Below are 22,700 nucleotides of genomic sequence, written 5' to 3'. Positions count from 1 at the left end.
TTTGTAAATAAGCTGTCGATTTAATTGAGCTCATCAGGCAAAGTGCTGAGTACTTGTTTTAAAATCTCAAGCCCTTCTTGCAATAGTTCAGGTTCAATGGTCAAAGGCGGCAATAGGCGAATAATGTGTCGATATTTACCACTTGGCATCAGCAGCAGTCCCCTTTCACGAGCTTCTGACAATATTCTGGTCATAATCTCAGGGGAAGTGCCGTGTTTTGGATGACGAAGCTCTATACCGCGCATGGCACCGACACCAGTCATTTTATACAGCCAGTTAGACACACCCTCAGACTTCCAGCTCTCAAAGCTATTAACTAGAATTTGCTCATAGTCTGTAGCAGATGTCCAAACTGAGCCCTCTTCCATAATATCTAAGGTCGCGTTGGCAGCCGCACAGGCCACAGGGTTCCCCGAATAAGTCCCACCCAAGCTGCCTTTGGGTAATCCGTTCATAACCGAGTCTTTACCAATTACTGCCCCTAACGGCAGACCACCAGCGATACTTTTGCCTAATAGAATCATATCCGGCTCAATCTCTAAATGACTAAATGCAAAAGGCATACCCGTTCTGCCAAAACCAGACTGAATTTCATCCATGATTAATAAAATGCCATGCTTATCACAGAAGCCTCGTAGGTACTGTGCAAAGCCTTTTGACATAATCTGAAAACCACCCTCTCCTTGCACTGGTTCCATAATGATGGCACCAATATTGTTAATATCAGTTTCAACCATGCCGATACGATCTAACGCATCAATGGCCTGTTGATCGCTAACCTCATTATCTGGACTTGGAAAAGGAATGTGATACACACTACCGGCTAGAGGACCTAACCCTGTTTTATAAGGACCAACTTTGCCATTAAGGTTAACCGCTGCCAAAGTGCGGCCATGAAAACCGCCATCAAAGGCGATAACTCCAACGCGACCTGTTTTTATGCGAGTAATTTTAAGGGCATTTTCTGTGGCTTCTGCACCGCAGTTGGTGAGCATTCCTGATAAAGTACCACTGATAGGAATAAGCTCACAAAGGCGTGGCATTAGCATCTGATAAGGCTGATGACCTGCAGCATTGTAAGCATAATGAATAAGATTACTGGCTTGCTGATGGATGGCATCAACAATTTTGGGATGACAATGGCCAAAGTTTAAAACGCCAATACCACCTACAAAGTCTATGTAGCGCTTATTGTCCTTGTCCCAAACTGTTGCATTTTTTCCTTTGACGAGAGTGATAGGATGCACCATAGTAAAGGCATCGGTCACATTGTATAAGTTGGTCATAAACGTCTCATATCTTCCATGATTGATACGTTCATTTCACCAAAAGCATGAATAACAGGCAAACGAATAAAAGTTGAGCAACTATTCCTTTTTTTATGGCAGGAACTAAGTGTTTGATAATATTTGCTTTAGTTCCTAGTAACTCGGTCCAAATACTCAAACACCCACTTAATTACTGCTCGAACTTTATGGCTATTGCCTAAAGTGAGTGGATAGGTTATGTAGTAAGCACTTTTAGCTTTAGCATAATAATCATCAGCTTGTCGCAGTGCACCACTGTTAATCTCTGGTGTCACCAAAATTCTTGGTATCAAGGCCACTCCATACCCTAGTAATGCGGCAGAAATACAGGCCTGAAAAGTATCGAATCTAGGGCCGACAAACGTACCTTCTATATGAATATCTTGTTGCTTAAAATAGTCATACCAAGCGCTTGTTCGTGAATTAAGATGTAAGAACGTACAGTTTCCTAGCTTATGCACATCTGCCCCATCTTCTGATTTGATATATTTGTCATAGTAATCAGGACTACAAACAGCGATGCAGTACTCTTCTAATAGCTTGATTGACTCCATTCCAGTCCAAACACCCTCACCATATAAAAATGCGATGTCGATATCATGGTCTTCAGAGAAGAAAGGACCTTCTTGTTCTCTGATATCCAAATTAATTAAAGGATATTGCTCATTAAATCCAGCCAATGCAGGAATTAACCAACGCGCACAAAAGGTGGGATGAGCCATTATTCTTAAAGTTTCTGCATTATCAACGTAAGACATCAACGAGGTAGTAGCGCTTTCTATATAGCTTAGAATATTAAAAACTTCTAGGTAGTAACGCTTACCTGCAGGTGTTAAAGAGATTTTCTGAGAAGTTCTATAAAAAAGTGAAATATTTAGCATGTCTTCAAGCTGAGCTACTTGCTTGCTTACCGCACTTTGAGTCATATACAACTCTTGGGCAGCGCCCGTAAAACTCAGCAATCGAGCCGCCGCTTCAAAGCACTGCAGCGCCGTTGTTGAGGGGTACTTTCGATAACTTAGCGTACTTTTGGCTTCTAACATTATATTTTTTATTCCTTTAAAAAAATAAACTTTATTTTTTATCAGAGGTAGTCAACACCGTAATCTTGAGATGATTTTTTATTATTTATACTGCTCCCTCCTACCCCACAGAGCTTGAGAACAAATTAAGCACCACAACGCCGGTCACAATCAGGCCAATGCCTATCACTGCCGGCGTATCAATACTCTGCTTAAATACCAGCAGACCAATCAAAGCTGTTAACACAATACCTATCCCGCCCCACATTGCATAAGCAATACCAAGCGGAATACCCCTTAATGACTTAGTCAAAAAATAAAAAGAAAAAGCATAGAGCACCACCGTGGCTAAAGTGGGATAAAGCTTAGTGAATTCTTGCGACTTCACCAAAAAGGTGGTTCCGGTTATTTCAAAGATAATAGCCCCGGCCAAATAGGCATAGGCGATGGCAGTTGGAGACATTTAAACACCCACGATTATAGTAATTTTAAGGTACCGATCAGCCCAGCGGCACCTATAAATGTGGCTAAATTGCTTTATTTGTTGGACTGTACTACATTAGCTATTGAAACCCACATGATTGTTATAACCAATCAAGTAATTGGTGACTTAAATTCAATCGAGCCAAAAAAATCTCAATAGTTATAAAAGGATTTATAGACCAAAAGCGGTAGCAAAAATAGATTAGTAAAACAAAACATACTATTGTAATTAATTTATTATACAAAACTACACAATTTGGCTTTAATAGAGATAAGCAAGATAACCGGCTTGGTAATAACCATACCCTAACTGCTCTATTGTACTTAAAAAAATAACAGGCTGTAAAAAATCAAGTGTTTTATCCCCCGCTCATTACAAAAAAAAGGAGATTACAATGAGTGATAAAAAATGCCCCTACGCCCCCACGAAGCTAACCATGAACAATGGTGCACCCGTTGCAGACAACCAAAACAGCTTAACAGCCGGCCCTCGAGGTCCGCTATTGGCGCAAGACCTTTGGTTGAACGAGAAGCTGGGCAACTTTGTGCGTGAAGTTATTCCAGAACGCCGCATGCATGCCAAGGGTTCTGGCGCCTTTGGTACCTTTACCGTCACCAACGACATTACTAAATATACGCGTGCTAAGATTTTTAGCGAAGTCGGCAAAAAGACCGAAATGTTTGCCCGCTTTAGTACCGTAGCCGGTGAGCGCGGTGCGGCTGATGCTGAGCGTGATATCCGTGGTTTTGCCCTAAAGTTCTACACCGAAGAGGGTAACTGGGATTTAGTAGGCAACAACACGCCTGTCTTCTTCTTACGTGACCCACGTAAGTTCCCTGATTTGAACAAAGCGGTAAAACGTGATCCTCGTACCAATATGCGCTCAGCGACCAATAACTGGGACTTTTGGACCTTACTACCTGAGTCATTCCACCAAGTGACCATCGTAATGAGTGACCGCGGTATCCCTGCCTCATACCGTCATATGCATGGCTTTGGCTCACACACTTACAGCTTCTGGAATGATCAAGGCGAGCGCTTCTGGGTCAAATTCCACATGCGTACGCAGCAAGGCATTAAGAACCTAACTGATGCCGAAGCTGCCGAAACTGTCGGTATGGACCGTGAAAGCCATCAAAAAGATTTATTTGAGTCTATCGAAAATGGCGATTTCCCAAAATGGAAAATGTACGTTCAAATCATGCCAGAAGCAGAGGCTGAACAGGTGCCTTACCACCCGTTTGACTTGACTAAAGTTTGGCCAAAAGGCGACTACCCTCTAATTGAGGTGGGTGAATTTGAACTTAACAAAAACTCAGACAACTACTTTTTAGATGTAGAGCAAGCGGCATTTGCGCCAAGTAACTTAGTACCAGGTATCGGTGTCTCTCCAGACAAGATGCTACAAAACCGTCTGATTAACTATGCAGATGCACAGCGCTATCGTGTGGGCGTTAATAGCCATCAGATTCCAGTCAACCAACCACGTTGCCCTTACTCGAGCAACCATCGTGATGGTCTAGGCCGTGTCGATGATAACTATGGGGGTCGTCCACATTATGAGCCAAACAGCTTTAGTCAATGGCAAGAGCAGCCTGAATACGCTGAGCCGCCTCTAAGAATTAATGGGGATGCCGCTCATTGGGACTTCCGTAAAGACGATGATGACTACTTTAGCCAGCCGCGCGCTTTGTTCAATCTCATGAGCGATGAGCAAAAGCAGGTATTATTTGATAACACAGCCCGTAACATAGCATCGGTGCCAGACTTTATCAAATACCGCCACATCCGTAACTGCTACTGGTGTGACCCTGCTTATGGCGAAGGCGTGGCCAAAGCCATCGGCTTAACGGTTGACGATGCGCTCGCAGCTCGAGAGACCGACCCTGCACGTCATTTAGATAGCTTACTATAACTGCGTCTGCAAAACGTACGGGTAAGGCAGACATCTTGTGTTAGCTTTACGGTTCAACAAACACCTCTGGCATTCGCTTGGGGTGTTTTTTATTCCCAGCAGATAAATTAGGGTATTGGTTGCTCTATCCTCTACCAAGGAAATGCTTGCTATATTAAGTCGTGGGCATATTAGACCACACTCGTTAGCTTTTTTACTACTCACTGTATTATTTCTTAACAGACATTTAGAGGCAAATAACCGATGATGACTACAACATTTAATAGTAAATAACTTACTTTAAAAAGAGGACGTTATGACAGATAAGATAATTGATTTGGGTTCAGGTTTTTGGAACATACGTGGTTCATTTAAACTGGGCGGTCTAATAGATATTGGCACTCAGTGCTCTTTAGTGCAACTAGAGTCAGGCAAGTTTATCTTTTTAGACAGCTATAGTTTAACCGGTGAGCTGCGCGATAAGGTGATGTCCTTGACTGATAATGGCACAAAGGTGGAAGCCATTTTAAATTTACACCCTTTTCATACCATACACTGCGCGCAAATGGCCAAAGATTTTCCCACCGCCATTAATTACGGCAGCGAACGTCATAAGCGTAAGATAACCGAGGTAAACTGGGCCGATGACTTGGTAGAAAGCGAGGCCGTAGCCAAACGCTATCCTGAGCTTGAGTTCTCACTCCCCCAAGGTATCGACTATATCTCAGACAATGAGATGATTCACGCCAGCTCTTTACTGGCCTTTCATCCTGCCAGCAAAAGCTTACATGTAGATGATACTTTTGTCACGCCGCCTGCCAAAATCTTGCAAGCCATTTTGCCAGAACTGTCGCTACATCCCACCACCAAAAAGGCACTAACCGATGAGCCTAATGCCGGAAAAAAATACTGTGATTGGGCAGAGAATTTGGCAGAAAAATGGCAAAAAACCGAGAACTTCTGTGCAGCCCATTCAGATATGGTGAAGTTTGGTCCAGGTGAGTTTAAAGCAGCCTTATTAAAAGCGGTTGCCAAAGCTCGTCCTAAGCTTGAAAAGGCTTAGCCCACTTGGCATGATTGAAAGTATAAGCTGATAACTGACAGCTTAAGCTTAATATTTGACTGGCCGGTCGCCCACTGCTGGCATTTTATTAATGGGCTGCTGTTGAAATCTAGTTAACTAATCATTAAACTTTGGCTCAATGTAAACCATATTTTATCAGTTTGCGCCCTACCAAGGCTGCGTTTTTGTCTCCAAGCAAAAACACAGCCTTTTTTTATGGCCATTGATGAGGCTTCCATATTGGGGTTAAAGGCTGTCTTTAACCCTGTCAATACACGCCATACCTGCTTGTACGGCTTTTTTGTTGGTAGCGTTTATGGCTATATTGCGCTAAGACATGCTAAAAGGACTGGTCGGACGTATTTATAACTTCAAATAAGCTTTTTAGCAGGCTATTATAATGAACCCAAATCAAGATATGCGCTTGGCGCCTGATTAATCCATGGTCTAGGCGTCATCACTAACCAAAAATCATTAAATAAAACTGATACACTCTCTACCTCCAACTCATCCCTTTTATTAGCCAGTTGCCGTTATGTCATTACTTAAGTTAAAGCGCTCTGAGACTGTAAAACCGCAAGCCTCTTTTGTGAGACGCCCTTGTGCGCCTACCTCGTATCATATATTGACGCATTATGCTAAGCGGCTCAATAGGCATGCTGCGTATTTGGCTCCCTTATCTTGGCAGCTTTCGGTGGCCGTAAGTCTCAGTGCCCTATCAACCATGGGCCACACGGCACCTATACATAGTGGCAGCGATGAGTATGTCTTGTCACCGCAAAGCCCCATTTATCAAAACCCCATCCCGGCGACCAATGTAAAAAAGATTGGCGAAAATCTAGACAAAGGCAGCTATCAAACCATACCGTTACACAGCATTGTCGACCCAGCTTCAGGGGTGGCCATTGATGATGTGTATACCATTGATGTACCCGACAAAATCAGTCTACAACAAGCCCAAAATGTATTAATGCAAGTGTCACCCAAACTTGCCAGCAACAATGCCGGTATTGCAGCAAATGAGCTGCAATCAGAAGCTACCAAAGGCCTCAACCAACCGCTGATTTTTTTACGGGCTGGCGCCACCCGATATAGTGTGGATGCAGATGTGGATTTAACCGGTCTTAAATCCGGTATCAATGACAGCGTAAACCAAGCAATTCAAGACAATCCTATTTTACAAAATATTGATCCTAATATTGTTAATGCCATTCCGCCCATCATCAGTGACCGCCTACCCGATGAATATAATATAAAACGCAGTGGTACAAATACCAGCGCAGGTGTTGCCATGCTGTGGCCGGTGTATACCGCTGGGCGCACCCAAGCGGTCACTGATCTGGCAGATGCGCGCACTGAAGAGAGCCAAGCGGACGCCTTACTTGATAAGGACGACCTGCAAGCGACCTTAATTAATCGCTACTTCACCGCTCAGCTTGCCATGCTCGCTGCTTACTTACGTGAAGATGCCTTAAATACGGTCAAAGAAACCGATCATATGGCGCAAAGATACCTAGAGGAAGGCTTTATATCAGGCGTTGAAAGACTAGAGGCGAAGACAGCGTTAGCAGAGGCTGAAAGTGAGGCGCTAAAAGCGCGCAATAATGCTCAATTAGCCATGACTGCCCTGCAGCGCCTATTGCGCTCACCAACACCCATCAAGCCTACCAGCCCATTGTTTGTCTCCTCAAAGCCGCTACCTCCCTTAAAGTACTTCCAAGATTTGGCCTTAAAAAACCATCCCGGTCTTAAAAAAGTCGATGCCAAATACGCCCAAGCAGAATCTTTAACCAGCTTATCCAACACCGGTTATAAGCCGACCGTTACCTTATTCGGTTATCATGAAATTGACAAGGATCCCAGCTGGATTGCGGGGGTTTCTGCCAGTTGGAAACTGTGGGGTGGCTTGGACAAAGGCGCACAGCATGCTTCTGGTCAAGCACAAATGCGCCAAGCCTTGTTGGCCAAAATCGATGTGAGTGACAAAATCTTATTGTTAGTAGAAAAAAACTGGCAATCGGTAGAAAATGCCCGGGTCCGTTTCCAGTCATTAAACAGCAATGTGCTGCTGTCTCAAGAGTTACTACGCTACAAGCAACTGGGCATGAAAGAGGGGGTGAATACCGCCCTTGATGTAACTACTGCGCAAACCAAGTACTTGCAAGCCCGCACCGAGCAAGCTGCTGCGGCCAATGATTATGTACAGGCGCTTGCCGCTTTAATGCAAAGCATTGGTACCCCAGAGGCCTTTAACGAATATATGGCCGTGGCCGATATTAAGCTGCCCACGGTTTATTAGCGCTAAGCGCCGCTACACGCCTTAACCTTTTTACTTTTATTTTATCTTCAGGATAAATACATGAGCACCTCAAACACGAGCCCCTCAAAAAAGCCCAGCCCAACCATGCTAAGAAACATCATAATCACCTTAGTTGTGGCTGGGATAATAGCGCTGATTATTTATGGCTTAAATAAAAGTTCACAAAGTAACGAAAAACCTATCGTGGTGCAAGGCCAAATGGAGATGCAGTCCACCGCCATTGCCGCAAAAGTGCCGGGACGCATCGCCAAGATATTGGTCACTGAAGGTGATAATGTCACTGCGGGTCAACAACTGATTGAAATGGATTCACCTGAGATTACTGCCAAAATGAACCAGGCTTTAGCTGCCCGAGACATGGCCCAAAGCCAGCTGGATAAAGCACAAAATGGTGCCCGTCCGCAAGAAATTGGCCAAGCCAAAGCAGCCTGGCAAGCCAACCAAGCCGCAGCAGACTTAGCCAAGAGTACTTATGAGCGTGTTAATCGTCTTTATGAAGAGGGACTAATGGCACGTCAAAAGCGCGATGAAGCCTATACTCAGTATGTGGCCAACCAAGATAAAGCTGACGCCGCCCGCTTACAATATGACTTGGCCGTAGAAGGGGCTCGTGAAGAAGATAAAGCGGGTGCTAGAGCACAGGTGGCCCAAGTAGATGGTAAGATTGAAGAGGCACAAGCGGCGCAAAATGAGGCCAACTTAAAAAGCCCCATTGCCGGCATAGTTGATGATGTGATTGTCAATCCAGGTGAGGTCATCGGCCAAGGCGTCCCCATCATGACTTTGGTTGATCCCAATCAGCAGTGGGTGGTACTTAATGTGACAGAAAACCTATTAAATCAGTTTAGCATTGGCACCCAGTTTGTCGGCCAAGTACCAGCGCTGTCTCGTCCTGATGCCCCTTATAAGATGACGTTTAAAGTATTTAACACCGCCGCCTTGTCTGACTTTGCTACTTGGCGCGCCACCAATACCGAAGATAACTTTGATGTGCGTACCTTTGAGGTCAAAGCGCGTCCCGTCACTGCTGACCCCAAGATTCGCTCGGGCATGAGCGTGGTGGTTGAGCTTGATGCCAGTGCCTCTAATAAAAAAACCAACCGTGTTAACTAAATCAGATTGGATAGGCTAAGGCTAGATTATGTCTGCATCTTCCGGTAATCACAGCACACCGCCTAAGATTGTCTTTGGTGATAAAGACAATCGCAAGGCCTCACTGTGGTCAGTGTTCTTACGCAGTGCGTGCTATGAAGGTCGCTTCTTGCAGCACCACTCGTGGGACTTTGTCATGCTATTGTGGCTGCCTTTGGCGACCATCTTAAGCATATGGTGGATATTTTCTAAGCCTTATATCGTCGATCTGCCCATTGGTGTTATTGACGATAGCCGCAGCGCCTACTCTCGCACCCTTACCCGCTACCTCGATGCCAGCCCTGATATCAAAGTTGAGCAGCTGTATACCGATATGGCTCAGGTCAACGAGGATATCTTGACCAAAAAGATATATGGGGTGGTCATCATTCCATCAGATTTTGCCGATCAAATTAATAAAGCAGCCCCTTCACCGATTATCTTAAAGGTTAATGCGCAGTATGGTACCCATTCAGGTATCATTCAAAAAGGGGTGCAGGCTGTGGTAGGTACGCTATCAGCAGGGGTGGAGATTAAGCGCACTGTCAAGCAAGGCAGTTATATAGAGCAGGCTAAGATTAGCTACTCGCCCATTGGTGTCGAGCGCATAAGCTTATTTAATATAGGAGCCAACTATCAGCAGTTCTTGGCCTCCACCGTGATCCCCGCTTTATTACATATTTTGGCCATGATTATTGGGGCGACGACCATTGGCCGCGAGATTAGGGATAAAACCTTCTCACAGTGGTATCACACCATCGTCTATCCGGACATGCCTTATCCTGATTTTAAAGCGCTCAAGCATCTCCCGCCAGCGCAAAAACTGGCAAAAATGCAGGCAGATCTTGATGCTAGCTGGCAAGGCCCGATTGATTATAACGCATTGAGCACCCAGACTTTTGTACCCACTTCTACCTCAAGCCTCAGTGCAGTACCAGCCCCTATCAGCACCACCCAATTGGGACAGCCGCGTATGCCACAAACAGTGTCTATCTTGGCGCTGGTGGTCGGTCTAAATGGCAAGCTTATCTGGGCGCTATTGTTTTATATGATGTGGGCAGGGCTGATGCTACTCTTAGCGGTGTCCGTGCATCCGGCCAGTGCTGCGGCCATCTTGATTGTGTTTGCTGCCTTTATAGCTCTGATGATGATCTCTTTGTGGGTGGGCGCCATTTTTACTTTGAACAGTTATTCGCTGCGTATGGGGCTCTCAAGTACCGGCTTTGTCTCTGCGCCATCGTTTGCCTTCGCGGGTGTCACTTTTCCGCTATTGGCAATGAGTGAAGGCGCCCAGCGCTGGGCCAATGCCCTACCCTTAACCCATTATCTACGGATTCACTTAACCCAATTACAAATGTCGGCACCGGTTTCAGTGGCACTGCCCACACTCGCCGGCCTAATAGTGGCTGTGGTGGTCACTTTGGTACTTACCGCCTTATTATGTATCCGCGCCTTTAAAAATCCACAACGCTGGGGAGCCCGCTAATGTCCAATCTCCCTTTGAACCCAAAACAGCCACATGAAGACAATGATGGCGCCTTAGACACTACCCAACAAGGCAGTAGCAATTTGCACACTGGCTTGGATCATGAGTCATCACAACAGGCTGCGTTAGACCCTGCCCCTTTAGACAAGAAGCCGTTACATCAAGACCCAACAGATAACAGCTCAATCAATCAAGACCCACTATCACAAGATAAGCTGCCAAGCCATCAGACAGATGCTGCACACTGTGATGCGAGTCAGTTACGAGCAGAGCCTGCTTTATCATCTGAATCAAAAGGCCCCTCACAGCCACGCTCAAGTGTGGATAAAAAGCCGACAGCTATGATCAGCCACAGCAGTTTTATTGAAGGATTCTTAGGCACATTAGCATTGGCTTTTAAGGACAAAGGCGTGCTATTAATGCTGATTTTTGCGCCGATAATTTATGGGTTCTTCTACCCCTGGCCTTATGGTAGTGAGGTGGTGCAGCAGGTACCAGTTGGTGTGGTCGATTATGATCACAGCAAATTATCAAAGACCATTACCCGCTATAGCGATGCCCATCCCAACATCAAGGTGACCCCTTATCTGACCCAAACAGATGCCTTAAATGCCCTGTATGATGAGCAAATTGCCGGCTATTTGATTATCCCTCGTGATTTAGAAAAAGACGTCTACGCCAGCAAGCCTGCACATGTGTCTATTTTGGGCAATAACAGTTACTTTTTATTAAATAAACAGCTGCAATTGGGCTTTACCACAGCCGTCTCCACCGTCTCAGCGGGCATAGAGATTAAGCGCAGTGTGGCCCAAGGTGCTTATATGCCAACGGCCAAGGTAAGTACTCAAGCGGTGCCTCTGCGCATTGATCCCATGTTTAACCGTACCGAAGGCTATGGCGCTTATGTGGTACCGGCCGTGGCCATTTTGATTTTGCAGCAAACCTTGTTGATGGGCACCTCCTTACTTATTGGCACTTGGTACGAAAACAAAAAACAAAACGCCAGCATCCTAGGCTGGCTTGGCCGTATTGGCGCCTTATCTTTAATTACTTTTACCGTGGCCTGTTTTTATTATGGTTGGGTCTTTAATTTTCAAAATTATTCGCGCGGTCATAATCTGCCGGGTACCTTACTGTTTATGGCAATCTACGCTCCCACTGTGGCGACTCTCGGCTGCTTGCTTGGCCTGTGGTTTAAAGAGCGTGAGCGCGGTATGCAGATTCTAATTTTCAGCTCCCTACCCATGTTCTTTTTGAGCGGCTATCCTTGGCCGGTCACTCAACTGCCTGAGGTGTTACAATATGTGCGTTGGCTATTTCCATCTACCTCAGGGATGAATGCCTCGGTACAATTAAACCAAATGGGCGCCTCTTTAAGTCAAGTTAGTAGTTATCTGTATCACCTACTGGCATTATGGCTGATGTGTTTTATCCTACTAATTTGGGTACAGCATAGACAAATCAAGCGAACTACTGCAGAATCTATCTAGCACGCGCTCATCGCAATTACTACCGCACCTGATACCTTTTTTATCATTTAATACGCTCAGCGAATTGGCTGGGCGCCTTCTTGCCTAATCAGTTGTGTTAGGCAGCTTACTCTTAGACTCTAGGCTTATTGGACTCATGGAAACCCTAAACATTGTATATTTGGTCAGTGCGATACTTATCTTCTCAAGTATTATGGCCAGTACACTTTCAGCCCGCTTGGGCCTACCCTTACTGCTGCTATTTTTATTGGTGGGTATGTTGGCAGGTGAAGAAGGGATTTTGGGTATTGAGTTCTCCCAGTATGCCATTGCTAACTTTGTGGGGCAGGCGGCATTGGCCTGCATCCTATTAGACGGCGGCTTGCGAACCTCCTTTAAGTCCTTCCGTGTGGGCTTAAAGCCGGCTGTGGTATTGGCCACTTGGGGTGTATTTGCCACCGTCTTGGTACTGGGCTTATTCGTCACCTGGCTGCTGGATGTCGACTGGCGTATCGGGCTATTGATGGCAGCCATTGTCGGCTCAACCGATGCAGCGGCAGTATTTTCATTATTACGTAATGGCGGCGTGAAGCTAAACGACCGTGTTCAAGCCACACTAGAGCTTGAATCCGGCGCCAACGATCCTTTTGCTATCTTACTGGTTACAGGCCTAATTGCGCTTAATGTCGATCAAAATAGCCAAACCTTATTAGGGTTTGTGAGCTTATTGGCGCAGCAATTGGGCTTTGGGATGCTCATGGGGCTATTATTTGGTTACCTGTTATCCAAGATGTTGCCTAAGCTACATCTGGCGGTCGGCATGTATGCCATTTTAATTATGTCGGCAGGTCTGGCTGTGTTTGCTGCGACCAACTTAATTGGTGGTAGTGGTTTCTTGGCGGTATATTTGGCCGGTATTTTAGTGGGTAATAATAAAGTACGCGCCACTGAGCATGTGTTAAGGGTTATGGACAGCTTTGCTTGGTTATCACAAGCCGTACTGTTCGTGGTGCTGGGCTTATTGGTGACCCCCTCAAACGTGCTCAACGTCTGGCACTACTCTGTGGCCATCGCCGCCTTTATGATTTTGATTGCCCGTCCTATCGCCGTATTCTCAAGTATCAAGCCATTTGGCTTTAAAGATAGAGAAATAGGCTTTATTTCTTGGGTTGGCCTGCGCGGTGCGGTGCCAATTACGCTGGCCATTTTACCGGTGATGGCCGGCCTACCGGACGCCTTTTTGTTATTTGATATTGCCTTTGGGGTGGTGATTTTATCCTTAGTGCTACAAGGTACCACTATTCCGTTTATGGCTAATTTATTTAAAGTACGTGTACCAAGCAATGCTGAGCCTGATGAAGAGATGGAGATTTGGGTATCGGAGCAGGCCAGTATTACCTTATACGAGTTTGAGGTGAAGCCTGGTGCTTTTGCTATGGGCCGCCATCCCCTGGACATCTCCTCGAGTATAAGTAAGGATGAAATTGCCATTTTTGCGTTAATTCGTAATGAAAAAATCGTTATTGTTGATCAAGACACCCGCTTAAAATATGGCGACCGAGTCTGGTATGGCTTAAGGGGTAATCATGCCGCCAAAATCGCTCGTATTTATAATGACATTAAGCTAGATAGGCGCTCAGTGGAAGATTTTTATGGTGACTGGATGATCTCTCCCAATGTTCGGCTTGGTGATCTGCCCTTCTTTGATGAAAGCGTCTCCTCTACCCCGCCGAATACCAAAGTCACTTACGATAAAGAGGGCTCACCGGTTAACATGTGGCAACAAACGGTTGCTGAATTTATCAAAGCCAACCTAAATACCGCACCTGTACCTGGAGACACGGTCCAAATCAATGAAGAGTGGTCACTTATTATCAAAGATATTGACGATAAAGGTACCCTACGCACCATTGGTCTGAAGCACTATTAGCGAAATGCTTCCTGTAGGGTCTGCCATGCTATTAACGTTAACGTTATATCACTTGAGGTTTTAAATATCAGATTTTTCAAACACCAATATCTCATTATTGGCCGGCATACTATAGCGATTAACTAAAATTAGATGGTGCTGTTTGGCTAAATGCATAATATCGACTTTGTCACGGATACCACTGTTTGGGTCACGCTGACGCAAATGCCTATCAAAGCGCTGATTGCTATCGCTACTATACTGACCGTTGTCATTAAATGGCCCATAGACAATAAATTTGCCATGAGTCGGCAAGGCATCCCCTACCAGCTCAAACAACCTCTCAACCAGCGGCCAAGCAATAATATGCAGGGTATTGGCGGTAAAAATAGCATCGTAGGGCGAATTTTTATCTGGATAAGATGGCGCGCTCACTGCTATGGGTATGCCATCACGGGTCAAATCAAAGGCCAGCGGTGCGTGTAAGTTTGGCGCAGGGTACTTGTCATGCCAACCTTGAATCACCCCATGATTATCCACCACATCGCTTGTTTGCCACTGCAAATGCGGCAGTCTGGGTGCAAAGTAAACACTATGCTGCCCTGTCCCTGAGCCCACCTCTAATACATAATGATGAGCTGACAACTGGTGCTGCAATACCTCTAAAATAGGCTGTTTATTATTCTCACATGCTTGCGAAAACGGCAGGTGGGCGCTATGACTGATATCTGTATTGCCCAAATTTTGTTGATTCATAACACCCCTCTTAGATAATCAGCCTAGGGTCTCTGTGCTGATGATCACTCATAAGTACATAAAACTTGAGTTAATAAATACCTGCCTCAACACCCGCTGCTAACGTCATCGCTAGCTCTGCGACTTGCTCAGCAAATACATCCTGCCACCCACCTTGCAATATCAATGCCTGTTGAACCCACTCCCAGCGCAGTCCTGTGGTTATCGTCTGTAGTGCCCGTTTGGTTCCTGTCCCATCATGACCTGCTCTAATATAGACAGCAAAAGGTAGGCCCTGCTTCTTATCCAGCACTGGATAATAACAGCGATCAAAGAAATCTTTGGTTAGCCCTGCCATATAAGCTAGGTTTTCTGTGGTGCCTAACAATAAAGCGTCAGCAGCAAGCACATCACCAGGCTGAGTCTCTTGTGGCGACTTGAGAATCACCGTAACGTCTAAATCAGAATGATTGGCCCCATCAAAGGCCGCTTGAGCCAACTTTTGGGTATTCGGTGACGGTGCATGCGCAACAATCAATAAGGTCTTAGCCGACACATTACTCACCACTGGGATAGTGGAAGGTCACGTTTTGTTCAATATCAGGGTGTAGACTTTTTGCCACAGGGCAGCTAAAAGCCGCGGCTTCAAGTCTGTTTTTGGTACGCTCATCAAGCGGCTGATTAAAAGTAATGACCACTTGAATTTCTTTTACTCGGCGGGGTTTGTCCGTCATGATCTTAGTCACTTCAGCACGTGTGCCTATCACGTCTATATCCATGGCCTCGGCTTTGATACCGATGATGGTCAGCATGCAACTGGCAAGGCTCGTCGCTAATAGATCGGTCGGCGAAAACGCCTCCCCTTTACCATGATTGTCCGTTGGCGCATCGGTGATGATTTGATTGTTTGACTGTAGATGTAAGGCTTGGGTACGTAGATTGCCTTGGTATTCAACTGTAGAGGTAGTCATAAAAGCTCCTTAAAAACTCTCGTGCTTAATAAACAATTATTACATATTACGGCATAGCCTATCAGGCTAAAAATGAAAACCATAAGCCATAAATCCAGGCAGTAAAGTATTTTCGTCTAAATTGACTTTTTGACTATCAGGTTATTCAACCAGGCGCTATCCATCTTTAATCTATGTAAATACAGAACCTTAATTTAAAAGTACTGCATAGAGTAACGGGTAGCACTTTTACCTTGACTTGACTATAAAAGGGCAAGTTTAAGAGTTGCTATTATCAATCTAACGTCTGAGTGCCACCACCATTTACAAATAAGGTCTGTCCACTCACCCACTCAGATATGGGAGAGGCAAAGTACAGCATGGCCCCTGCAATATCTTCAGGTTCGCCTAAGCGCTTAATTGGAGTATGCTCTAACATCTTATCTTCAAGCTCAGGCGTTAACACCGTTTGCAGAGCGTCTGTTTTGGTGGCGCCTGGTCCTACGGCATTAATGCGTACTTCTGGGCCAAAGTCGTGAGCAAGGTTTGCGACCATATGATTAACCGCAGCTTTTGAGCTGGCATAACCGCTCATGTTAGGGCTTTTATTGATGCTGGCCATAGAGGTCGTGAAGATAATAGAGCCATAACCTGCTTTTTTCATATGTGGCACAACCAGCTGACATAGACGCCAACCGCTAAATACGTTCAGCTCAAAATCACGTTTAAAATCACCAACGTCTATCTCAAAGGGGTTTTCTTTTCCGCCGCCCCCGCCGCCAGCATTATTAATCAGGATATGAATCGCACCGAATGTCTCAATGGTTTTATCAACAAGATTGGTTAAGTTATCATCTTTTAAAATATTGCACTCAATGGCCAATGCTTGAGCATCTGTGTCCTCTAGAGCAGTTATCTCTTTAGCGACTTTTTGTGCATCGTCTAATTTTAGGTCGGCAATAACGACATTAGCACCGTGCTGGGCAAGTAGGATAGCAGATGCTTTGCCGATACCATTGGCGCCACCGGTCACAATAGCTGTCTTATTGGTTAAATCGAATAGTTTGGAAGGAATCATAGCAGTAGTACTTTTGTTAATGTTGATAGATAGACACCATAACAAAAGTAGTGGGCTGTATGGGTAAGCGATTGTTTGCTTTGGGTAGAACACCTTGGATTAAGCTCCAGAAAGCAACATACAAATCTCTTATAGAGCACATAAAAAAAGCCCCCTCCAAGTTAATGAAGGGGGCTTTTAGGTATAGGGAGCTGACGATGACCTACTCTCACATGGGCGAACCACACTACCATTGGCGCGACGATGTTTCACTTCTGAGTTCGAGAAGGGATCAGGTGGTTCCATCGTGCTATTGTCGTCAGCAAAGGGGGTATAGATATGAGTCGGTTAAGGGTGAGCTTAACTTTGTTTGACTATTATATCAAGAACCTGAATCAAGTCACTGTTTATAAGTGATTATTTATAAATGATTATCAGGATGATATCGAAATAATTATAGCTTATACAAAACCACTTGGGTGTTGTATGGTCAAGCCAAACGAGCAATTAGTACAGGTTAGCTACACGCATCACTGCGCTTCCACACCCTGCCTATCAACGTCCTAGTCTTGAACGGCTCTTAAGGGAAATCTAATCTTGAGGTTGGCTTCCCGCTTAGATGCTTTCAGCGGTTATCCAATCCGAACGTAGCTACCGGGCAATGCCATTGGCATGACAACCCGAACACCAGCGGTTCGTCCACTCTGGTCCTCTCGTACTAGGAGCAGATCCTCTCAAATTTCCAACGCCCACGGTAGATAGGGACCGAACTGTCTCACGACGTTCTAAACCCAGCTCGCGTACCTCTTTAAATGGCGAACAGCCATACCCTTAGGACCTGCTTCAGCCCTAGGATGAGATGAGCCGACATCGAGGTGCCAAACACCGCCGTCGATATGAACTCTTGGGCGGTATCAGCCTGTTATCCCCAGAGTACCTTTTATCCGTTGAGCGATGGCCCTTCCATACAGAACCACCGGATCACTAAGACCTACTTTCGTACCTGCTCGACTTGTGGGTCTCGCAGTTAAGCGCGCTTTTGCCTTTATACTCTATGAACGATTTCCGACCGTTCTGAGCGCACCTTCGTACTCCTCCGTTACTCTTTAGGAGGAGACCGCCCCAGTCAAACTACCCACCATACATTGTCCTCGGTATTGTTATACCTGAGTTAGAACCCCAACATGACCAGGGTGGTATTTCAAGGATGGCTCCACAGATACTGGCGTATCTGCTTCAAAGCCTCCCACCTATCCTGCACAAGTCAGGTCAAAGTTCAATGTAAAGCTGTAGTAAAGGTTCACGGGGTCTTTCCGTCTAGCCGCGGGTACACAGCATCTTCACTGCGATTTCGATTTCACTGAGTCTCTGCTGGAGACAGCGCTGCCATCATTATGCCATTCGTGCAGGTCGGAACTTACCCGACAAGGAATTTCGCTACCTTAGGACCGTTATAGTTACGGCCGCCGTTTACTGGGGCTTCGATCAAGACCTTCGCATACGCTAAGCCCATCAATTAACCTTCCAGCACCGGGCAGGCATCACACCCTATACGTCCACTTTCGTGTTTGCAGAGTGCTGTGTTTTTAATAAACAGTTGCAGCAGCCTGGTATCTGCGACTGTCAATAGCTTACACCGCAAGGGTTTCACCATCGACAGCGTACCTTCTCCCGAAGTTACGGTACCATTTTGCCTAGTTCCTTCAGCAGAGTTCTCTCAAGCGCCTTGGTATTCTCTACCTGATCACCTGTGTCGGTTTAGGGTACGATTCGTTTATGACTATAGTTTAGAAGCTTTTCCTGGAAGCATGGTATTTGCCACTTCGCTGTACAAGTACAGCTTGCTATCAGATCTCAGTATTAACAGCCCGGATTTGCCTAAGCCGTCTACCTACATCCTTCCACCTGGACAACCATCGCCAGGCTGGCATAACCTTCTCCGTCCCTCCATCACATCATAAACAAGTATCGGAATATTAACCGATTTCCCATCGACTACGCCTTTCGGCCTCGCCTTAGGGGTCGACTCACCCAGCCCCGATTAACGTTGGACTGGAACCCTTGATCTTCCGGCGTGCGAGCTTTTCACTCGCATTATCGTTACTCACGTCAGCATTCGCTCTTGTGATACCTCCAGCATACCTTACGATACACCTTCACAGGCTTACACAACGCTCCCCTACCACTTGAAACAATTTTCAAATCCGCAGCTTCGGCTCCTAGTTTGAGCCCCGTTACATCTTCCGCGCGGGCCGACTCGACTAGTGAGCTATTACGCTTTCTTTAAAGGATGGCTGCTTCTAAGCCAACCTCCTAGCTGTCTATGCCTTCCCACTTCGTTTCCCACTTAACTAGGAATTTGGGGCCTTAGCTGGCGGTCTGGGTTGTTTCCCTCTCCACGACGGACGTTAGCACCCGCCGTGTGTCTCCCGGATATTACTCATCGGTATTCGGAGTTTGCATCGGTTTGGTAAGTCGGTATGACCCCCTAGCCGAAACAGTGCTCTACCCCCAATGGTATTCGTCCGAGGCGCTACCTAAATAGCTTTCGGGGAGAACCAGCTATCACCGAGTTTGATTAGCCTTTCACCCCTATCCACAAGTCATCCCCTGGCTTTTCAACGACAGTGGGTTCGGTCCTCCGGTGCCTGTTACGGCACTTTCAACCTGCTCATGGATAGATCACTCGGTTTCGGGTCTATACCCTGCAACTAGACGCCCTATTAAGACTCGGTTTCCCTACGGCTCCCCTAACGGTTAACCTTGCTACAGAATATAAGTCGCTGACCCATTATACAAAAGGTACGCGGTCACACCTCAAGGGTGCTCCCACTGCTTGTACGCACACGGTTTCAGGTTCTATTTCACTCCCCTCACAGGGGTTCTTTTCGCCTTTCCCTCACGGTACTGGTTCACTATCGGTCAGTCAGGAGTATTTAGCCTTGGAGGATGGTCCCCCCATCTTCATACAGGATTTCTCGTGTCCCGCACTACTTAATATGCTTCATTATATGTTTCGAATACGGGGCTATCACCCACTATGGCCAGTTTTCCCACACTGTTCTTCTACATATAAATCCGTCGGCTCCTCCCCGTTCGCTCGCCGCTACTAGGGGAATCTCTATTGATGTCTTTTCCTAAGGGTACTGAGATGTTTCACTTCCCCTCGTTCGCTTCCTAATAAATTAGGATACCTAGCTTACGCTAAGTGGGTTTCCCCATTCAGAAATCTCCGGATCACAGGATATTGCCGCCTCCCCGAAGCTTATCGCAGGCTGTCACGTCTTTCATCGCCTCTGACTGCCAAGGCATCCACCATGTGCGCTTAATTACTTGACCATACAACCCCAAAGGGTCTTTAGTCTGTAATTATAACGATATCACCTTGATAATTTACGCTTGATTCAGTTCTCTTTACTTTGTAACCAACCCCTTGGGATAACAACTGATGTCATTAAAAGGTTGGTTACTGGTTAGACAATGGCTCAGTGAATGATTCATCGTCTAACCATATTACAACTCATATCTATGTTTTTAAATAGTAATAACGCTGTCATCCAGTCGTCATATAGTTTCTGTATAAAACAGAAGTAAGTAATCGTTTCTAGCTTTTTATACTAGCCAATTGCTTAATTCTGGCTTATGTCTTTTCACTCTTAAATCTGTATCCAATATGGTGGAGCCAAGGAGAGTCGAACTCCTGACCTCCTGCGTGCAAGGCAGGCGCTCTACCAACTGAGCTATGGCCCCTGAGAAGCGTATATAAATGTGCTGGGAGCACATTTTAGCTTCGCAAGAGAGAATCTGTGATTCTCTAGTGCTTTCCGTATTATAAGTGGTGGGTCTGATAAGACTTGAACTTATGACCCCCGCGTTATCAACACGGTGCTCTAACCAGCTGAGCTACAGACCCTTAAGAGCTTGCTAAATCAAAGAACAACTTGTTGTGAATTCTTGCTGACCGGATGCGTCAATAAGGAGGTGATCCAGCCGCAGGTTCCCCTACGGCTACCTTGTTACGACTTCACCCCAGTCATCGACCACACCGTGGTGAGCGCCCTCTAAAAGTTAGGCTACCCACTTCTGGTGCAATCAACTCCCATGGTGTGACGGGCGGTGTGTACAAGGCCCGGGAACGTATTCACCGCGGCATTCTGATCCGCGATTACTAGCGATTCCGACTTCATGGAGTCGAGTTGCAGACTCCAATCTGGACTACGATAGGCTTTTTGAGATTCGCATCACATCGCTGTGTAGCAGCCCTCTGTACCTACCATTGTAGCACGTGTGTAGCCCTGGTCGTAAGGGCCATGATGACTTGACGTCGTCCCCGCCTTCCTCCAGTTTGTCACTGGCAGTATCCTTAGAGTCCCCGGCCAAACCGCTGGTAACTAAGGAAAAGGGTTGCGCTCGTTGCGGGACTTAACCCAACATCTCACGACACGAGCTGACGACAGCCATGCAGCACCTGTATTCTAATTCCCGAAGGCACTCCCGCATCTCTGCAGGATTCTAGATATGTCAAGACCAGGTAAGGTTCTTCGCGTTGCATCGAATTAAACCACATGCTCCACCGCTTGTGCGGGCCCCCGTCAATTCATTTGAGTTTTAACCTTGCGGCCGTACTCCCCAGGCGGTCTACTTATTGCGTTAGCTGCGTCACTAAGGAATCAAGTTCCCCAACGACTAGTAGACATCGTTTACGGCGTGGACTACCAGGGTATCTAATCCTGTTTGCTACCCACGCTTTCGAACCTCAGTGTCAGTATGATGCCAGGAGGCTGCCTTCGCCATCGGTATTCCTTCAGATCTCTACGCATTTCACCGCTACACCTGAAATTCTACCTCCCTCTCACCTACTCTAGCCTAACAGTATCAGATGCAGTTCCCAGGTTAAGCCCGGGGATTTCACATCTGACTTATTAAGCCACCTACGCTCGCTTTACGCCCAGTAATTCCGATTAACGCTTGCACCCTCTGTATTACCGCGGCTGCTGGCACAGAGTTAGCCGGTGCTTATTCTGCAGCTAATGTCATCGTCTATGGGTATTAACCATAGAGTCTTCTTCACTGCTTAAAGTGCTTTACAACCAAAAGGCCTTCTTCACACACGCGGCATGGCTGGATCAGGGTTGCCCCCATTGTCCAATATTCCCCACTGCTGCCTCCCGTAGGAGTCCGGGCCGTGTCTCAGTCCCGGTGTGGCTGATCATCCTCTCAGACCAGCTACAGATCGTCGCCTTGGTAGGCCTTTACCCCACCAACTAGCTAATCCGACTTAGGCTCATCCAATAGCGAGAGCGCAAGCGCCCCCTTTTCCCCGTAGGGTGTATGCGGTATTAATTCGAGTTTCCCCGAGCTATCCCCCACTACTGGGCAGATTCCTAAGTATTACTCACCCGTCCGCCGCTCGTCAGCAAGAAGCAAGCTTCTCCTGTTACCGCTCGACTTGCATGTGTTAAGCCTGCCGCCAGCGTTCAATCTGAGCCATGATCAAACTCTTCAGTTTAATCTTGCTATGAAGTCCTTTAAAGAGACTTCTAAACTTGGCTCATTCAATACTAGCAAATTTGCTTTTCCGTATGTTTCATATAATGAATTAACTTCGAGTTTTTCTACTAATAAAGAATGATAATTTTTATAGTTAGTCACATCACCGAAAAGATGACGTCCCAACTTTAATTTTTAGCATTCTAAATCAGCAAAAATCCACACAAGTTGTTCTTTGATTTTAGCTTTTAAATAGTTACTTAGCTTGTCGTCCAAGCCGAAGTTGTATCTTTGCTTAGCATCGTTGTTATTAATTAGTAACACCGTTATCGCTGAGCAGGCTGACTATTATATAGATTTTAATATCGTTGTCAACACTTAAT

14 protein-coding genes, 2 tRNA genes and 3 rRNA genes are annotated in these 22,700 nt (G+C 46.0%); 7 read left to right on the top strand and 12 right to left on the bottom strand.

The window, feature by feature from the left end:
- Window positions 1–20: 20 nt before the first annotated feature.
- The 3 genes from DLE54_RS03440 to DLE54_RS03430 form a co-directional block, all read right to left on the bottom strand.
- A complete protein-coding gene (locus tag DLE54_RS03440) occupies window positions 21–1,286 on the bottom strand; it encodes an aspartate aminotransferase family protein (protein ID WP_110816259.1) in 1,266 nt (421 codons plus the stop codon).
- Between the two features lie 128 nt (window positions 1,287–1,414).
- On the bottom strand, window positions 1,415–2,350 hold the full coding sequence (locus DLE54_RS03435) for a LysR substrate-binding domain-containing protein (RefSeq protein WP_110816258.1): 936 nt from the start codon (window positions 2,348–2,350) through the stop codon (window positions 1,415–1,417).
- 100 nt (window positions 2,351–2,450) lie between these two features.
- Window positions 2,451–2,792, bottom strand: a complete 342-nt coding sequence (locus DLE54_RS03430) for a DMT family transporter (protein WP_110816257.1) — start codon at window positions 2,790–2,792, stop codon at window positions 2,451–2,453.
- A gap of 415 nt (window positions 2,793–3,207) precedes the next feature.
- Here DLE54_RS03430 and DLE54_RS03425 point away from each other — a divergent pair, with 415 nt between their 5' ends.
- The 7 genes from DLE54_RS03425 (at window position 3,208) to DLE54_RS03395 (ending at window position 14,106) form a co-directional block, all read left to right on the top strand.
- Entirely contained in the window at window positions 3,208–4,728 is a 1,521-nt protein-coding gene (locus tag DLE54_RS03425) for a catalase (RefSeq protein ID WP_011959936.1), read from the top strand.
- A 295-nt stretch (window positions 4,729–5,023) separates the two neighbouring features.
- The gene (locus DLE54_RS03420; protein ID WP_110816256.1) at window positions 5,024–5,770 is read left to right on the top strand and encodes a hypothetical protein; all 747 of its coding nucleotides are present in this window, start codon (window positions 5,024–5,026) and stop codon (window positions 5,768–5,770) included.
- A gap of 535 nt (window positions 5,771–6,305) precedes the next feature.
- Entirely contained in the window at window positions 6,306–8,069 is a 1,764-nt protein-coding gene (locus DLE54_RS03415) for a TolC family protein (protein WP_110816255.1), read from the top strand.
- A 60-nt stretch (window positions 8,070–8,129) separates the two neighbouring features.
- On the top strand, window positions 8,130–9,203 hold the full coding sequence (locus tag DLE54_RS03410) for an HlyD family secretion protein (RefSeq protein WP_110816253.1): 1,074 nt from the start codon (window positions 8,130–8,132) through the stop codon (window positions 9,201–9,203).
- Between the two features lie 28 nt (window positions 9,204–9,231).
- Window positions 9,232–10,707 carry an ABC transporter permease gene (locus DLE54_RS03405; protein WP_110816251.1) on the top strand — a complete coding sequence of 492 codons (1,476 nt, stop codon included), beginning with the start codon at window positions 9,232–9,234 and terminating at the stop codon, window positions 10,705–10,707.
- A complete protein-coding gene (locus tag DLE54_RS03400) occupies window positions 10,707–12,197 on the top strand; it encodes an ABC transporter permease (protein ID WP_110816250.1) in 1,491 nt (496 codons plus the stop codon). Before DLE54_RS03405 ends, DLE54_RS03400 begins: the two co-directional genes overlap by 1 nt.
- Before the next feature lie 136 nt (window positions 12,198–12,333).
- Window positions 12,334–14,106 (top strand): potassium/proton antiporter, encoded by a 1,773-nt coding sequence (locus DLE54_RS03395; protein WP_110816248.1) that lies wholly within the window; start codon window positions 12,334–12,336, stop codon window positions 14,104–14,106.
- 60 nt (window positions 14,107–14,166) lie between these two features.
- On the opposite strand, the gene DLE54_RS03390 is transcribed toward DLE54_RS03395, so the two are convergent.
- The 9 genes from DLE54_RS03390 to DLE54_RS03350 all read right to left on the bottom strand — a co-directional run bounded on the left by DLE54_RS03390 (window position 14,167) and on the right by DLE54_RS03350 (window position 22,336).
- Window positions 14,167–14,841, bottom strand: a complete 675-nt coding sequence (locus tag DLE54_RS03390) for a DUF938 domain-containing protein (protein ID WP_110816247.1) — start codon at window positions 14,839–14,841, stop codon at window positions 14,167–14,169.
- 70 nt (window positions 14,842–14,911) lie between these two features.
- The gene (locus DLE54_RS03385; protein ID WP_110816245.1) at window positions 14,912–15,376 is read right to left on the bottom strand and encodes a flavodoxin family protein; all 465 of its coding nucleotides are present in this window, start codon (window positions 15,374–15,376) and stop codon (window positions 14,912–14,914) included.
- A gap of 1 nt (window position 15,377) precedes the next feature.
- Window positions 15,378–15,791, bottom strand: a complete 414-nt coding sequence (locus DLE54_RS03380) for an OsmC family protein (protein WP_110816243.1) — start codon at window positions 15,789–15,791, stop codon at window positions 15,378–15,380.
- A gap of 274 nt (window positions 15,792–16,065) precedes the next feature.
- On the bottom strand, window positions 16,066–16,848 hold the full coding sequence (locus DLE54_RS03375; RefSeq protein ID WP_110816242.1) for a glucose 1-dehydrogenase: 783 nt from the start codon (window positions 16,846–16,848) through the stop codon (window positions 16,066–16,068).
- 189 nt (window positions 16,849–17,037) lie between these two features.
- Window positions 17,038–17,151: ribosomal RNA gene (rrf, locus tag DLE54_RS03370) — 5S ribosomal RNA — on the bottom strand.
- Between the two features lie 162 nt (window positions 17,152–17,313).
- Window positions 17,314–20,166, bottom strand: a 23S ribosomal RNA gene (locus DLE54_RS03365).
- Window positions 20,167–20,501: 335 nt separating this feature from the next.
- Window positions 20,502–20,577 (bottom strand) — tRNA-Ala (locus tag DLE54_RS03360).
- Between the two features lie 86 nt (window positions 20,578–20,663).
- Window positions 20,664–20,740, bottom strand: a tRNA-Ile gene (locus DLE54_RS03355).
- A gap of 61 nt (window positions 20,741–20,801) precedes the next feature.
- Window positions 20,802–22,336 (bottom strand): 16S ribosomal RNA (locus tag DLE54_RS03350).
- The 16S, 23S and 5S rRNA genes sit together here with 2 tRNA genes alongside, the layout of an rRNA operon.
- Window positions 22,337–22,700 lie beyond the last annotated feature (364 nt).

Origin of the sequence: Psychrobacter sp. YP14, assembly GCF_003209315.1 — a bacterium.
Classification (GTDB): domain Bacteria; phylum Pseudomonadota; class Gammaproteobacteria; order Pseudomonadales; family Moraxellaceae; genus Psychrobacter; species Psychrobacter raelei.
The sequence above is the reverse complement of the archived record's forward strand: the minus strand, read 5'-3'. Positions and strand labels throughout refer to the sequence as shown.